Origin of the sequence: Haloglycomyces albus DSM 45210, assembly GCF_000527155.1 — a bacterium.
GTDB lineage: Bacteria > Actinomycetota > Actinomycetes > Mycobacteriales > Micromonosporaceae > Haloglycomyces > Haloglycomyces albus.
Map to the genome: position 1 here is coordinate 1,482,500 of NZ_AZUQ01000001.1, position 15,920 is coordinate 1,498,419.

General features: G+C 62.1%; 10 protein-coding genes. 7 read left to right on the plus strand and 3 right to left on the minus strand.

Translation table 11 applies throughout. The features are described 5' to 3' along the window. Window positions 1-116: 116 nt before the first annotated feature. From HALAL_RS0106945 to HALAL_RS0106955, 3 genes are all read left to right on the plus strand, one after another. Window positions 117-4,490: a HAMP domain-containing protein gene (locus HALAL_RS0106945; RefSeq protein WP_025273307.1), complete on the plus strand. Its 4,374-nt coding sequence runs from the start codon at window positions 117-119 to the stop codon at window positions 4,488-4,490. After that, entirely contained in the window at window positions 4,487-5,038 is a 552-nt protein-coding gene (locus tag HALAL_RS0106950; protein WP_025273308.1) for a response regulator, read from the plus strand. The genes HALAL_RS0106945 and HALAL_RS0106950 overlap by 4 nt, the downstream gene beginning before the upstream one ends. Before the next feature lie 224 nt (window positions 5,039-5,262). Next, window positions 5,263-5,574: an anti-sigma factor antagonist gene (locus tag HALAL_RS0106955; RefSeq protein WP_029767526.1), complete on the plus strand. Its 312-nt coding sequence runs from the start codon at window positions 5,263-5,265 to the stop codon at window positions 5,572-5,574. A gap of 834 nt (window positions 5,575-6,408) precedes the next feature. On the opposite strand, the gene HALAL_RS0106960 is transcribed toward HALAL_RS0106955, so the two are convergent. Then, complete coding sequence (locus tag HALAL_RS0106960) at window positions 6,409-7,629, minus strand: sulfotransferase family protein (protein ID WP_025273310.1); 1,221 nt, start codon at window positions 7,627-7,629, stop codon at window positions 6,409-6,411. A gap of 280 nt (window positions 7,630-7,909) precedes the next feature. Between HALAL_RS0106960 and HALAL_RS0106965 the strand changes: the two genes are divergently transcribed. The 4 genes from HALAL_RS0106965 to HALAL_RS18065 all read left to right on the plus strand — a co-directional run bounded on the left by HALAL_RS0106965 (window position 7,910) and on the right by HALAL_RS18065 (window position 11,208). Continuing rightward, window positions 7,910-9,289, plus strand: a complete 1,380-nt coding sequence (locus tag HALAL_RS0106965; protein WP_035534416.1) for a PrsW family intramembrane metalloprotease — start codon at window positions 7,910-7,912, stop codon at window positions 9,287-9,289. After that, the gene (locus tag HALAL_RS0106970; protein WP_025273312.1) at window positions 9,279-9,605 is read left to right on the plus strand and encodes a hypothetical protein; all 327 of its coding nucleotides are present in this window, start codon (window positions 9,279-9,281) and stop codon (window positions 9,603-9,605) included. The genes HALAL_RS0106965 and HALAL_RS0106970 overlap by 11 nt, the downstream gene beginning before the upstream one ends. 598 nt (window positions 9,606-10,203) lie before the next feature. After that, a complete protein-coding gene (locus HALAL_RS0106975; RefSeq protein WP_025273313.1) occupies window positions 10,204-10,707 on the plus strand; it encodes a tRNA adenosine deaminase-associated protein in 504 nt (167 codons plus the stop codon). Window positions 10,708-10,719: 12 nt separating this feature from the next. After that, window positions 10,720-11,208 (plus strand): nucleoside deaminase, encoded by a 489-nt coding sequence (locus tag HALAL_RS18065; protein ID WP_025273314.1) that lies wholly within the window; start codon window positions 10,720-10,722, stop codon window positions 11,206-11,208. Here HALAL_RS18065 and HALAL_RS0106985 read toward each other — a convergent pair. After that, entirely contained in the window at window positions 11,089-12,609 is a 1,521-nt protein-coding gene (locus HALAL_RS0106985; RefSeq protein WP_156937648.1) for a threonine/serine exporter family protein, read from the minus strand. The genes HALAL_RS18065 and HALAL_RS0106985 overlap by 120 nt on opposite strands. 197 nt (window positions 12,610-12,806) lie before the next feature. Next, the gene (locus tag HALAL_RS0106990; RefSeq protein ID WP_025273316.1) at window positions 12,807-14,918 is read right to left on the minus strand and encodes a (Fe-S)-binding protein; all 2,112 of its coding nucleotides are present in this window, start codon (window positions 14,916-14,918) and stop codon (window positions 12,807-12,809) included. Between the last annotated feature and the right edge of the window lie 1,002 nt (window positions 14,919-15,920).

The following is a 15,920-nucleotide window of genomic DNA, read 5'->3' on the forward strand; positions in this document are numbered from 1 at the left end:
CGAAGTCATTCGCGTGGACCGGAAAGCCAACGCTTCACCGATCGTGCGGACGGGCCTGGGAGAATCCAGCGGTCACCTAACCACATAACCCCCACTGTTGTACGTAGGAGTACCGGATGACAGAACCAACCACGACCTCGACGTCGCAGCATGAAGACGTCCTGGAGAGCCTGGCGGGTGCGCTCGCCCAAATGGAGAAGGGCGATTTCAGTATTCGACTTCCCCGCCGGGAAGGCGCGGAAGGTGAGGTCATCGACCGGTTCAACGCGGTCATCGAGCAGGTGGATCGGCAGAAGCGTGATATTCAGCTGATCAGCCGCGTGGTGGGGCGTGACGGGCGCTGGACGTCTCGTCTCGACATCGAGCACCTCGACGGCGACTGGAAGCTGACAGAGGAATATCTCAATGAGCTTATCGATCAGTTGGTGCGTCCGACGTGGGAACTGTCGCGCGTCATCCAGGCGGTCGCCGAAGGCGATCTCAGCCGAGTGGCGTCGTTGAACTACAACGGGCAGGAACTGCGCGGCGAATTCCGGCACCTGGGTGAGACGGTCAACGGCATGGTCGGCTTCCTGGGGAACTTCGCCGACGAGGTTACGCGTGTGGCCCGAGAGGTCGGTACGGAAGGAAAGCTGGGCGGTCAAGCCGAGGTCGTGGGGGCCTCCGGAGTCTGGCAGCAGCTGACCGAGTCGGTCAACACCATGGCGTCGAACCTGACCGATCAGGTGCGTTCGATTTCAACGGTGACCCAGTCGATCGCGGCGGGTGATCTGAACCGCCGTATCAATATCGCCGCTCGAGGCGAGGTGGCTCAGCTGGCCGAGACGATCAACTCCCTCACCGAGACGCTGCGAATCTTCGCCGGTGAGGTCACGCGTGTGGCACGCGAAGTCGGAACGGAAGGCCGCCTGGGCGGTCAAGCCGACGTGCCGGGCGTGGCGGGTACGTGGAAGGACCTGACCGACAATGTGAACTCCATGGCCTCCAACCTGACCACTCAGGTACGTAATATCTCGTCGGTGGCCACGGCGGTGGCGTCGGGGGATTTGAACCGCAAGATCACCGTCGCCGCGCAAGGCGAGATCCTCGAGCTGAAGAACACGGTCAACACCATGGTCGACCAGCTCTCCAACTTCGCCGCCGAGGTCACGCGTGTGGCCAAGGAAGTCGGCACGGAAGGGAAGCTGGGCGGTCAAGCGCAGGTATTCGGAGTGTCGGGTACGTGGCGCGATTTGACCGAGAACGTGAACCAGCTGGCACGCAACCTGACCGACCAGGTCCGTAACATCGCCAAGGTGACCGAGGCGGTCGCTCAGGGAGACTTCAGTCAGAAGATCACCGTCGACGCCTCCGGTGAGATCCTGGGTGTGAAGAACACCGTCAACATCATGGTCGACCAGCTGTCCTCGTTCGCCGACGAGGTCACGCGTGTGGCCCGTGAAGTCGGTAGCCAAGGGAAGCTGGGCGGACAGGCCAATGTCAAAGGCGTGTCGGGTATCTGGAAGGACCTGACCGAGAACGTCAATTTGATGGCGTCGAATCTGACCGCGCAGGTGCGAAACATTTCCGACTTCGCCACGGCGGTGGCCAAGGGTGACCTGGACCAGCAGATCACTGTCGACGCACAAGGTGAGATGCTGCGGTTGAAGAACACGCTGAACTCCATGGTCAACCAGCTCGACAAGTTCGCCGACGAAGTGACCCGTGTGGCCAAGGAAGTCGGTACCGACGGTAAACTCGGTGGTCAGGCAAACGTGCCCGGAGTGTCGGGTATCTGGAAGGACCTGACTGAAAACGTCAATGGTATGGCGTCGAATCTGACCGCGCAGGTGCGAAACATCTCCGACTTCGCCTCCACGGTCGCCGCCGGTGACCTGTCCGGGCAGATCACCGTGGATGCGCAAGGCGAGATCCTCGAACTGAAGAACACGCTCAACTCCATGGCCGGGCAGCTGTCCCAATTCGCCTTCGAAGTCACGCGTGTGGCTCGCGAGGTCGGCACGGAAGGAAAACTCGGTGGTCAGGCGAACGTGCCCGGGGTGTCGGGTATCTGGAAGGACCTGACCGACAATGTGAACTCCATGGCCTCCAACCTGACCGCACAGGTACGTAACATCTCCTCGGTGACGACGGCCGTCGCCGCCGGAGACCTGACCGGCCAAATCACCGTCGACGCACAGGGCGAGATCCTGGCGTTGAAGAACACCGTCAACAAGATGGTGAACCAACTGTCCGGCTTCGCCGACGAGGTCATCCGTGTGGCCAAGGAAGTCGGTGTGGAAGGAAACCTCGGTGGTCAAGCCAAGGTCACCGGGGCGTCGGGAACCTGGCTGGCCCTGACCGAGAACGTCAACTCCCTGGCGGCCACTCTGACAACCCAGCTGCGTGGTATCGCCAACGTGGCGCACGCGGTGGCCCGTGGAGACCTGACCCAATCGATCGACTTCCCCGCCGCCGGTGAGGTCGCCGACCTGACCGACTCGATCAACCAGATGATTCAAGCCCTGCGGCAGAAGACCGCCGAGAACGCCGACGCCGACTGGTTGAACTCGAACCTCGCGCAGGTATCCGGACAACTGCAGGGACACCGCAACATCGAGCACGTCACCGCCATGATCCTCGAGACGGTCACCCCGCTGATCGAAGCGCAGACGTCCAGCTTCTACGTACGCGACGAAGACGTGGAAGGCGACGTCGTCTACCGGCTGGCGGCGGTGTACGGACGCGACGAGCCGCGCGCTCGCCAGACGATCTATCAAAACGAGGGGCTCGTCGGGCAGGCGGCCGCGTCCAAACGCACCATCCTGCTCAACGACATTCCCGAAGGCTATATGGACATCAGTTCCAGCCTCGGTTCGGCCCCGCCCAAGAGCCTGGTGATTCTGCCGGTCCAATTCAACGACAAGGTGCGCGGCGTCATCGAGATGGCCTCGTTCAACGAGTTCTCTTCACTGCATCGGCGTTTCCTCGACAACCTCGCCTCCAACATCGGCGTGGCGCTGACGACCATTCACGGCAATATCCGTACCGAGTTGCTGCTGAAGGAATCGCAACGCATGGCGCAGGAGTTGCAGCAGACGGCCGAACAACTGCAGACGACCAACGCCGACCTGGAACAGCAGACCAAACTGCTGGCCAAACAGAACCGGACGGTGGAGGACAAGAACCGCGAGGTCGAAGCGGCGCGGCGCGACATCGAGGCCACTGCCGACCAGCTGGAACGTGCGTCGCGATACAAGACGGAGTTCCTCGCCAACGTCAGCCACGAACTTCGTACTCCACTGAACTCGCTACTGCTGTTGGCACGTCTGTTGGCGGAGAACCCGGACAACAACCTCAACGAACAGCAGATCAACTTCGCCACCACGATTTACAACGCGGGCAGCGATCTCCTGTCGCTGATCGACGACATCCTGGACCTGTCCAAGATCGAGGCCGGCCGCATGGACGTGTCGCTGCACGAGGTGAACCTCAGCGACATCTTCAACGACTTGGAAGCGACCTTCCGTCCTCAGGTGGAGGACAAGGGACTCGATTTCGGTCTGTCGCTCGATCCACGACTGCCCCGGTACTTGACCACCGACGGCCAGAAGTTGCAGCAGGTGCTGCGTAACCTCTTGGCCAATGCCGTCAAGTTCACCGCCGAAGGCTCGGTGAGCCTCGAGGTGTCGCGTCTGGAGCACAACCCGCAACCGGGCGTGGAGTCACTCGCCAACGCCGAGCACGTGTACGCCTTCCGAGTCCACGACACCGGAATCGGGGTGCCGGAGGACAAGCACAATTCCATCTTTGAGCCGTTCCGGCAGGCGGCGACCGGTTCCGGGAAACAGTTCGGCGGAACCGGACTGGGCCTGTCGATTTCCAGCTCGCTGAGTGAGATGCTGGGCGGTGCGGTCTACATCGAACACACCAGTGAAGCGGGATCGACCTTCACCCTTCTGGTGCCGGGAATCTCCCAGCGACCGGCCATTACGGCGGGCGACGACAACGAGGCCCTGCCCACCAACGCCGTCACCACCGATATCCTCACCGAGACCGATACCACGGTGCAGCACAATCTGGAGGGCATGGAACTGCTGATCGTCGACGACGACATCCGCAACGTCTTCGCCCTCACTGCCGCTCTGGAGCGTCACGGTCTGATCGTGCACCACGCCGACAACGGGCGCAACGGAATCGAGGAACTGCGGGAATACCCGGGTACGTCCATGATCCTCATGGACTCCATGATGCCGGTGATGGACGGAAACGAAACCACCCGGACTCTGCGTGCCATGCCCGAATACGCCGAGATCCCCATCATCTTCCTCTCCGCCCAAGCCCACACCGAGTACCACGAGAAAGCCAGGGAGGCAGGCGCGGACGGTTATCTGACCAAGCCTGTGGATCTGGACCAACTGTTCGATACCATGAACCAGTTTGCCCCTCTGGAACGTCAAAACGAACAGCCGGACGATACAACTGAAGACCCAAGTGAAGGGGATAAATGAGCACCGCCCGCGTTCTATTGGTAGACGATCGCAATGAAAACCTTGTCGCGTTGGAAGCGATCCTCCAGGGGCTTCCCGTCGAGTGCGTGGTCGCCCGTTCCGGAGAGGAGGCGCTACGGCAACTGCTGCGTGGAGAGTTCGCCGCTATTCTGCTCGACGCGCAAATGCCGGGGATGGACGGATTCGAGACCGCTCGCCACATCAAACAGCGCGAGCGCACTCGCCATACTCCGATCATATTTCTGACCGCCGCCGACCGCGACAGCCACCTGGAGATGCGGGGTTACTCCGTCGGTGCGGTCGACTACATTACCAAGCCGTTCGACCCCTGGATGTTGCGTACGAAGGTCAAGGTGTTCATCGACCTGTGGAAGCGCGGGGAGGAATTGCGGGAGGTGCACGAGCATTTCCTCAAGTTGGAACAACGACAACAGGAATTGTTGGACAAGCTGCATCAGGCGGGCACTCGGGTGAATAAGCTGAAGAATGAGCATCCGAGTGTTGATGTTGACGAACTCTCCAAAATCGTGCAGGTATCGCCGGACTGATACCCTTCCAGTAGGGGTCTGGTTGGCAGACCGGATAAGCCGGGAACGGGATTGGGCGTAGCGGCCGGTGAGGCAAAGACGCCCGGTCGGTGAGCCCCGAAACCGTCTTACGAGTTCGGACAACGTCGGAGACCATCCCCTCTCAGCGACGGCCTGACCAATGGCCGTAGCGTGAAGTGCGAGAGTAGGTAAGCGCAGTGGACCAGCAAAGACTTAACACCAAAATGGTCGTCCACGACGAGAAGGAAACGGTTGTGGCGGTCAACGGCGAAATCGATCTGCAGACCAAGGACGTTTTGACCGCCGAAGTCGAATCCGCGCTGGCCCGTCATCCGCAACGTATCGTTCTGGACCTGGAAGGGGTCACCTTCTGCGACTCCACGGGGTTGGGGACGTTGGTGGTGCTCAACCGCGCGGCCGCCAAGGCGCGGGCGGTTCTGATCTTGACCGGGGTGGGAGAATTCCTGCGGCGCTTGCTGTCGGTCACCGGCACCACCGACCACTTCATCATTCGCAACAAGAGTCCCGAAGTATAATCTTTGGTTGGTTGGTTGGTTGGTTGGTTGGTTGGTTGGTTGGTGGGTGGGTGGGTGACCGCTCTTTGGTGGGTGGGTGACCGCTCTTTGGTGGGTGGGTGACCGCTCTTTGGTGGGTGGGTGACCGCTCAGCTTGCCCCAGGCACTCCATATTTACGCTGTGGGGGCCTCTTGCGGCCATGAGGCCGCTGCGAGTCCTCCGCGCGCAAATCTGCAGCACCTGGAACAACCTGAGCTCTTCTCCAGCTCTACCGCCGCTGATCTCGCGCTTCGCGCGTCGGCCGCGGCTCGCCGGTTGCGTTGTCCGTGGGGAGGGCTGGTCGGTGGAGCTCTATTGATAACACACAGGCAGCTTCGCTGCTGCCGCACTTACGTTTCTGCAGCGATCAGGTTGTCTTGGAAGTGCGGTTAGCTCTTCTACCTTGTTGGGCGTTCAGAAATTTCGGCTTCTAGGTTTGGTAACGGCCTATGTGATGTCGAGTTCGGGGTGACCTTTCCGGCGGCTTAATCAGTGAGCCGGCTGTACCTTCAGGAAGAACTTGACCACCACGTACTTCCCTGCCGAAGCCGGCGAGCTTCGAGTGCAGCGCAGAAGTGATAGAGCTGCCTGTGCTTTCACAGCAAGACTCGATGTCCCGCAAACCCTTACGCAACCGGCGAGCCGCCAACATCGCGCCGTAGGCGCGTGTGCAGCGGCGGTAGAGCTGGAAAGGAGCTGGGGGCTGCTGAGGTGCTGCGAATTCGTGCGAGGAGGACTCGTAGCGACCTTCAGGTCGTGAGAGGCCCCCGCAGCGCGAAGGCGTAGTGCCTCAGCAGCCCCCAGCGGTCACCCACCTACAAACCGCCTTGGTTCATGGACTGGACAAGTCGGTTATAGTCTCCGAACGCTTCCGAAACGTGTTCGGTGGTGAGGCCGTAGTCGGACAGTTGGTATTCGTGGCGGCGCATCTTCTTGGGGCGGTTCAGTTCTTCTTCCAGTAGAGCGGTGTCGCTTTCGGTCCACTGTGCGTTGATGCGGTCGTAGAGGTCGGGAACCATGGTGTAGGGGTCGGCCATCAAGCGGTGGTAGGGGAGGTCGATGATCGATCGGGGAGGTAGATTGTGTCGGGCCTTGCGGCCTTGTTCCACGTCGTGGGTGAGGATCTCGAGCCACAGTTCCCCGATCCGTTCCCGGTCGATGTCCTTGACGTGGATGCCGTGGGCCGTTTCGGCCAGCGAACACATCGATCCCATGACCGTTTCCGGTTCGCGGTGAGTCCAGACGATCTGCGCGTCGGGGAAGACCTTCATGATCGTATCGAGGTGAGCCAAATGCCCTGGATACTTCATGATCCAGCGTTTCCGTTGCCGTCCGTGCTGTAGGACCTGCAGGGACTGCTTCAGGTAGGTCAGGTCGTCGGTCATGTCGCGATCGCGTAGCCAGCGCCAGTATTCCGGCATCGTGGCCACGCACAGGTGTGCCCAGGTGTGCGGCAGAATCATGATCGTCTCGTCGGGAAGTTCCGCGCGGACGGGGTGAATGACGTCGAACGCGGGGGAGAACTTCGGGAGCATGGACAGGTCTTTGGCGACCTTTTGGATGCGGTTTCGCTCGGTTTTCTCGTCGACGGTCAGATCGGTGTACTTCATTTCCCACATCAGCGGCCCACGGTGTCGGGCGGAGCGCGCCAGGATTCGGTGTGTCAGGGAAGTCGCCGTGCGCGGCAGGCCCACCACGAAGACGGGCCGTTCAATGGGTTCGGCGGCAATTTCGGGGCGCTCGCGCAGTAGACGGGAGACGCGCAGGCGATTGTCCCAGCGTGATTTGGCGTCTTCGAACTGTCCCAGCCAGCCGAGTGCGCGGAAATCGGGTTGTTGGCAGAACTGCCGCAGGAGGTAACCGTAGTCGGCGAGGTAGGCGCGGTCGCTCGCGGACGGTTCGACACCGGCCTGCTCGGCCATCTCGTTGGCGGTGTCTTCCCACAGTCGCAGGGCCTTGTCGGGATCTTTCCGGGCGGAGGCGATGGGAGACAGGAAGGTATCGACAATGCGGGCCTTGCGGGTCAGACGTTCCATGTCATTCCTTACGTTCGGGTGTGCGTGTGATGGGCATCCGGCGGGGACGTGGGCCTCCCGAAGCCGAGTGTCCTAGGGCCCCAGGAGAAGATTGTCGATTGCCTGGATTGTTCACTTATGGGCGGCAGTATATTCCATGCCGTATTTCCACGATTCATACGGGTGTCGTTTGCTAACGTCCTGTACAACATGTGTGTCAAACCGGAAAAACCCCACACGGTCGTCACGGCGAGTGGCTTGGTATTAGGCTGGAATGGACGCGACTAGAAGGAACGATAAGGTGACAGACGACCCCACTGCGGCGCGCCCCCAAGGAGCCAACCAGGCCGTTTTGCCTCCGGTAACGGTTCCTCGACCTCCTGGCGGCATCGCGCACCGACCTCCCGTCGATCCGCGCGGCTATTACACCCGGAACCGCCGGGTGGTGTACTGGCTGATCAGCCTCGTGGCCTTCCTGAGCGGCGGCAGCGCGATTGCCTGGGTCATTCTCGCCAGCAATGACACCATTGCGGTCGGCGCGGGCGTGCTCGCCGCCTTTCTCCCCGCACCGCTGCTGGTCGGCTCATTCCTCTGGATCGGACGCCACCGCCACTACGGATGGAAACCGCTGGCGTTCGCCTTCGCCTGGGGTGCCACGGTCGCCACCGGCATCTCGGTCGGCGTCAACACCTACGTGGCCAAGCTTCTCCACGATGCGGACGTGAGCACCAATTGGGCGGCCGTCATCTCCGCTCCCGTCATCGAAGAACTCACCAAGTTCCTCGCCCCACTGGCGATACTGATCTTCGCCGCCAACCACCTCCGGACCGGACTCGACGCGCTCGTCTTCGCCGGACTCTCCGCCGCCGGATTCGCGGTGGTGGAAAACGTCCTCTACGCGTCGGGGGCCTACCAATCGGGAGTCGAACTGTACGGAGACGGAGTGGCGAACGTGACCGTGCTGGTGGTGGTACGCGGAATCCTCACCATGTTCGCCCACCCCCTCTTCACCTGCGTCATCGCCTTCGGTTTCGTCCTCGCGATCGGGAAAAGCACCGGAGTGAAACTGCTGTGGGCCTTCTCCTGCCTGCCTGTGGCCATGGGACTGCACGCCCTGTGGAACTGGTCGGCCGTCTTCGGGGCCGAACACGGTCAGCCGGCGCTGTTCATGATCCTGTACGTCGCCCTTCTCATGCCCCTGTTCACTGGGCTGCTCGGCTATGCACTCCGGGCCCGAGCGAGCATCGCGCGACAGACGTATCACGATCTGCAGCCCTTCGTCTCCAGCGGGCATATCGCCCCACCCGAGGCCGCCGCCGTCGCGGGGTACGGAAACCGGTCGCGCTCGCGCGCCTGGGCCCGGAGGCTCGGCGGTCCCGATGGTGAGCGGGCCATGGCTCGGTTCCACCGTCTGGCCGATGACATCTCCGAGGGGGTCCGGTTCGGAACGACGTCCGAGGCGTTGAGCGTGCAGCTGCGGGAAATGGATCAGCTGCGGCAGTGGTTCTTCCTGCGCGATCCCACGATGCCCCGCACTGTGTGGGACGGCACCGCGTACCACATCACCTTCCCCAATCAACAAGTCCATCGTGTGGCACGCACGTCCCCGGATTTGATGCCGATTCCGGTGCACGCCTCTCAGATTCAGCCGGGGGCGGTTCGGAGGCCCTATGGCGTATGAGGACGAGGGCGGCCGTCCGTTGACGGCGGAGGGACGCCCTTATTGGAGAGAGCCGCACCCGGTGACGGCGGGGTCGATCATCGGAGCGGCGGCGATCTCGGGCCTGGTGCTCGCCGTAGTCATCATGGCAGCGTACGGTAACGCTCCGCTGACTTTGGTGACCTTTACCGCCAGTTGTGTTCTCGGGGGCGTGGCGATGATTCTGACGCGCTACGGTATTCGAGGCGCGGGGGTCGGCACTGCGGCCGTAGCGGCCACCGCCGCCGCGATCGCCCTCGCCGCAGCGGCGGTCGACTTGGCCATGGCTGTGCTTTAGGACGCGGAACACGTCCCCGGAATCGGTAACCGGCCATTGCCCACGCCGGGATCGTGCCGCATAATGAAGCTCGGCCACAGGACTTTGTTCCGGTGTGGATCGGTGGGTTCAGCGTAGTCGCCGACGTTGCCGCTGCCTGGAGGGCAATGCGGCCATGACGGGGGCTTCGTCGGCACGGTTGCCGGAGCTCATGGTTCATCCGCCGCTTTCAAGCCGGCACTGCAGTGTCCTGCTTGGGAGAGGTCCTAACATTGGACTGTCCAAGTAGAGCCGTGTGCGTCGCGGGTGTCCCTGTGACGTTTCATCTGGAATCATCGGGTTCCGTTGAGAATCCCAGTACGACCGGACCGGGAACATCCGGGTCGGGCCGTGAGCGTCCATGCCCCTCGCGGGGTTTGGCGGGTTTCTCAGTGGCCCCGGCACGTCCAGTGCCACACTGAAAAAGAATCGACCGGGAAACTACGGAAGTAGAGCCGTCCATGTTTTCATGGTGAGCTCCGGCGCCGCACAATGCGTCGATCGGCGGGGGTTTGGAAGAATCCGTCGTGGCGTGCTGTGGTGGGGCGGAGCGTACCTACCACCAACCTGAGGAGGGGAAGTGTCGTACTTCGCTGTTGCCGTCGCTCAGACCGGCGACGACTGGGAAGCCACTGAAGTGGACCTTGACGATGTCAGCGACGTGGAAGATGCCGCGGACGTCCTGCGAGAGACCTACCAGGACGCCGATGTCGGGCTGCTGTTCGTTGACGCCGACGACGAGTACTTGACCGTCATTCGCCTCGACGAAGGGGACGGCCTCCGGGTATTCGGCTCCGACAGTGAATACGCCAACGGCTCACGCCTGGGCGCGGCACTTTTGGGTGAATTGGAGCCCGAGGACGACGATATCGACACCGAGGACGAGGACGATATCAATTCCAAACCCACCGAGCTCGACGCCGAGCCGGTCGGAGAGTCCGACCTGCTGTCCGATCTGGGAGTCACCGGAAGCACCCTCTTGGCGCTGTGCGCCAAGGAAGGCCTGATGCCCTCGGACGTCATGGCCGAAATATCCGAAATGGCGGGATTCGCCGAGGTTCTGGAAACGGCACAGGGCGCCTAGGACCGGATCACGATGGATCGCCTCTCGCCCAGCCGTCGACAGACGCACCGGAGCTGGATGCGTCGGGCTCTAGAGGTGGCGGCACGGGCCGGTCCGGACATCCCGATCGGAGCGGTCGTCTACGACCCCGACGGTCGAGAACTGGCCGCCGCACACAATCAACGGGAAGCACTGGGCGACCCCACCGCGCACGCCGAAATACTCGCCCTGCGGCAGGCCGCCACCCGCCACGGGGACGGTTGGCGGTTGGAACGATGCACACTCGTGGTCACGATCGAACCCTGCGCCATGTGCGCGGGCGCGGCCGTGAACGCCCGTATCGGACAGATCGTGTTCGCCGCGTGGGAACCCAAGACCGGAGCGGTCGGTTCGCTCTGGGACCTACCGCGCGACGAGCGGCTCAACCATCGCCCCGAAGTCTACGGCGGAGTCCTGCCCGACGAAGCCGCCGCACTCATGCGGGACTTCTTCGTACCCGAGACGGACAACGGCGGGCCGTAAGCCCCGTCGCTCGCCCGACACCGTGCTTGCGGGCTCCTCGTCCGTCGAATGCCGTCCGTTCAACCATCGCAGTGACGGCAAGGCGTGCTCGAACGACAGCACCACTCCGAGACGCGTCTGCGTCAGACTCGAACCCACCAGGACCCCCAGCGCGATCGACATGACCGTCAGCAGAGCGGTGATGATGTCGGCGATACCCGAGCTGATTCCGGTGCCCGAAACGAACTCCGCCACACCCGCCAGACCCAGCGAACCGGGAACGATCAGCCAGAACGCGGGAAAGAACGTCACCTGAGCGGGAGTACCGTTCTCCTGATTCTCGATCGAAAACGACAACAGCGGCAGCACGAGCCCGGCGCAGAAGGCCCCCAACAGCGGGGACGCGAGGATCTGGCCGACGAACATCGCCATCCACACCCCGTACAGCACCACCATCACCCAGAACAGCGAACCACGCGGAGCCGACAGGAACAGATAGAAACCCACCCCCGTGATCGCCACGCCCAGCCAAGCGGCCCAGCCGCCCAGCGCGTCGTTGGACGGCACCCCCGTTCCCGTCCGCATCAGCTGGTATCCGATGAAGATCCCGAACGCCAACAGAAACAGCATGTTGAACGCGTACATCATCCGCGCCGAACCCGCCACGATCGAACCGGTCGCCAACTCGATCGTGCCGATCGTCAACGCCGCCCCGGGCAGGAAGATGATCAACGGCGGAATCAACAGACGGACCGGGTCGCCGCCGGTCAACGATGCCGGCAGGCTGAACGCCAAGACCGTGACCAGAGTTCCCGCCACCACCGGAAGCGCCAAAGACAGGATGCGCAGACGCTCGGCCACCAGCCACAGCAGACCTACGATCAATCCGAGGAAGGCATAGGTGAACACCACGATCGACGGCGGCGTCCGCGTCAAACCCAGACCCACCGACAGCAACACCACCCCCAGGACGGCCACCGGCGTGCTGAAACGCCGGTTGCTCAGCTCGATCTGCTTGATGCGACGCAGACCCTCCTTCGGATCCAGGCGCGTCTCATACGCCTCCCGCATCAAGTGGTACAGCTCGGAGATCTGATCCAGACGCAGGGGAGTGCTCGACGCCGCCGCGAAGTCCGTAGACGTCGTCCCGTCCGGATCCTGAATACGCACGAACGCCCCGGTGGGAAGCACGAACACGTCGACCTCCGACGCCCCGTAGGCCCGAGCGATCGACCGCAGCTCCTCGGTCGCCTTGGTGGTGGAATCTCCGCTGGACGACAGCAGGACCGCGATGGCGCGCAGGAAGTCGATCAGATCGCGCGACGGCGGCGGAGGCCCGTCGGACCGCACGGCACCGGCCTGATGCCGTCCCTGCCACCTTTGGTTAAGGGAGACAACGTTTTCCCTGAAGCTGCGAAACATGTCCTTGACCTCGATCGACAATCCTCATGCAAGAGGAATTCTAGGCCGCCGACGGCCCTCGAGAGAGCGATCGGCGAGGACGAGACCATGAACACAAAAATGAGCCCGTCTCGGGATCGAGGATCGATCCCGAGACGGGCTCATACGTACACAGCGTGGAGTCAGCGGCCCTCCGGCTCACCCCTCCACGTCAGCGGTCAGCCCGCGCCGTTCTGACGCGCCAACAGCTGAGCGACGTCGACCACTTCGACATCGTCCTCCTTACCGGCATCGGCGACACCGTCACGCAGCATCGTCGAACAGAACGGACAACCGACCGCGACGGTCTCCGCTCCCGTACCGATGGCCTCGTCGGCGCGCTCGCGGTTGACGCGTTTACCGATCGGCTCTTCCAGCCACATGCGGCCACCACCGGCGCCACAGCAGAACGATTCGGTGCCCGACCGTGGCATTTCGGTCAGACCCTCACCGATGAGCTCACGCGGAGGCGTGAAGACGCGGTTGTGTCGACCCAGGTAGCAGGGGTCGTGCCAGGTGACGCCCTTCTGCTCCATCGGCTGGATCTTGCCCTCGTCGACCAGCTGCGACAACAGTTGGGTGTGGTGGACGACCTCGTAGTGGCCGCCCAGCTCCTCGTACTCGTTGCCGATGGTGTTGAGGCAGTGTGGACAGGTGGCGATGACCTTGGTGACGCCGACTTCGTTGAGCGTCTCGATGTTCTGCTCGGCCATCATCTGGTACATGAACTCGTGTCCGATGCGACGGGCCGAATCACCGGTGCAGGTCTCGGCCTCACCGAGCACGGCGAACTTGACCCCGGCGGTGTGCAGGAGCGTGGCGACCGCACGGGCGGTCTTCTGCGCCTTGGGATCAAAGGCACCGGCACAGCCGACCCAGTAGAGGTACTCCCAGTCGCCGCCCTCGTCGGCCATGGGCACCTCGAAGTCGAGGTCCTTGGCCCATTCGAGGCGCTTGTTCGGGTTCTCACCCCAGGGGTTGCCCTTGTTCTCCAGGTTGCGCATCATCGTCTGCGCCTGTTCGGGGAAGTCCGATTCCATCATCGTCTGGAAGCGACGCAGGTCGAGAATGGTGTCGACGTGTTCGATGTCCACCGGACACTGCTCCACACACGCCCCGCACATCGTGCACGACCACAGCACGTCGGGATCGATGACGTCGCCGATGATGTTGATGCCCTCGTGGGACTCTCCGTTGGCCGAGGCCGCCTTCAAATAAGGTGCCTCGTTGTAGAGGTGGTCCCGCAGGTCGGTCACCAGTTTCTTGGGCGAGAGCGGCTTACCGGTGTTCCAGGCCGGGCACTGCGACTGGCAGCGACCACACTCGGTACAGGTGGAGAAGTCCAGCAGACCCTTCCAGCTGAAGTCGTCGATCGTGCCGACGCCGAAGGGATCGGTCTCGGGGTCGGCCGTCTCGAAGTCGGCGGGCTTGCCGTCGATGAGCATGGGCTTGGCGGGCCCGAGTGCGACGGAACCGTCGGCGTTGCGTTTGAAGTAGATGTTGAAGAACGCGGTAATGCGGTGCCAACCGATCCCCATCGTCTGGTTGAGACCGATGATGAGGAAGAACGTCCAGGAGATGATGATCTTGATTCCGGCCGCCAGAGTGATGGCCAGCAATGCGGCATCGGTCGAGATACCGCCGTACAAGTTGGACAGTCCTGCCGAAATCGGCGATGCCCACGTCTTCTCGGTGGCACCGGCGGCGAACTCCATGGATCGGATGACGAAGAAGGCCGCCGCGATGCCGAAGATGGTCCCTTCGACGTAAAAGGCCTGCCACTGGGTCGAGTTCTCAAAGCGCGAGGAGCTCTTGCGCTGTCCGTCCGGGCTGGCCTCGCCTTCCGGCGGTACGGACTTGGCCTTGGGCTGGTTCAGCATGCGAATGCTGAACAGCGTGATAATGCCCAGCCCGGTGATCAGTGCGATGAACTCGGTGGCCAGCATCCACGGGCCCCAGTGGCCGATGAAGGGAAGTGACCATTCGGGGTTGAGTACTTCCAGGTAAGCGGTGACAAGGATGGGGAACAGCGAGAAGAACCCGATGAAGACCACCCAGTGCGCAATCCCGACCAGCGTCCATTGCAGCATGCGGGTGTGTCCGAGGGTTTCTCGGATGAGCGTGGTCAACCGTTGTTTACCGGTGCCGTTGAGCTTGCCGCTGCGGCTGTCATCTTTCTTGCCCAGCCTGATGGTGGCAAGCATGCTGACACAGGCGCGCGCGAACAGCCAGATCGCCACGCCGGTATAGGCGAAGGCGATGATCGCCGTAACTATCTGGACGGCTCCCATTGGCGTCCTCCCTAGGTGCGTTCTGCGGTGCTTGATAGGTCAGGTGGCCGCTGGGTGCGTCCCGTCGTCGCGCGTTGCGCTTCGCGGTTACGCTCCAGCACCTGATCGGTCTCGGTCGCGTTCATGGACACGCCGTCTTAAACCCTAAGTGGCGGCGTCCTCCCGTCGCCCTGCGGGCCAGAGGCATCCTGGAATGTCGCCCTGGCTCGGGCCCGTTAAACACGCCCTAACAGTACATGTTACCGGCTAGTAATTTCCATTCTGTGCCGAGGTCGGGTTCGGTTTGTTGCCGCTTTGCGACATGAGGGGACATCATGGCTACGGCGGCGTTCGCGAGTGAGGCTCCCGAACGACTGGGTAACGGCCATGACCTGCGTCTCTCCGGGGTGGTCCAGGCTACGTCCGTTGTGGAATGGTAACGAAGATGGTATGGAATCGAAATATAACCCTCCGACAGTGGGTATTCATAGCTATCCATGCAAGCGCCTGATTGGATGATATTAACACTCCAACATTCAGATTGAATTTTTCTGAAAACGGTTGAATAACAAGTATTCTGATGTCCGAAATATGGGGTTTTGTCCTGAAATAATTGCTTCGTCTGTACGTTTATGAGAGAAGAACCGAACTAATGGACGCCCCTGGTGAAATCATTGAACGTTCGTCATGCTGGAATTAGCAGGGTTCACCGCTATCCGATCAAGGATCAATGTCGTACGACCGCACCTAGCGGTGCCGAACGGACTTGTCTCTCATGACCGGGTAGCAGGACTTGAAGCGCGACGCAGCGGCGTTCGCGCTGGACAGTAACTGGATTCGATCCAGGTGCCTCGAATGTGGCAGGAAAGGAACCGTCGTGGCCGATGGCCGGGTACGGGCCGAGACCGACATGCCGAGGCTCTTGGGGCGGACCCAGAGGACACCTGCTCGGCGAACCGGTGGCCCCGCGCTCTGCCGTCAGCAGAGGACCGGCACTTCGTCAGATCCAGTGCCCCTTTCAGT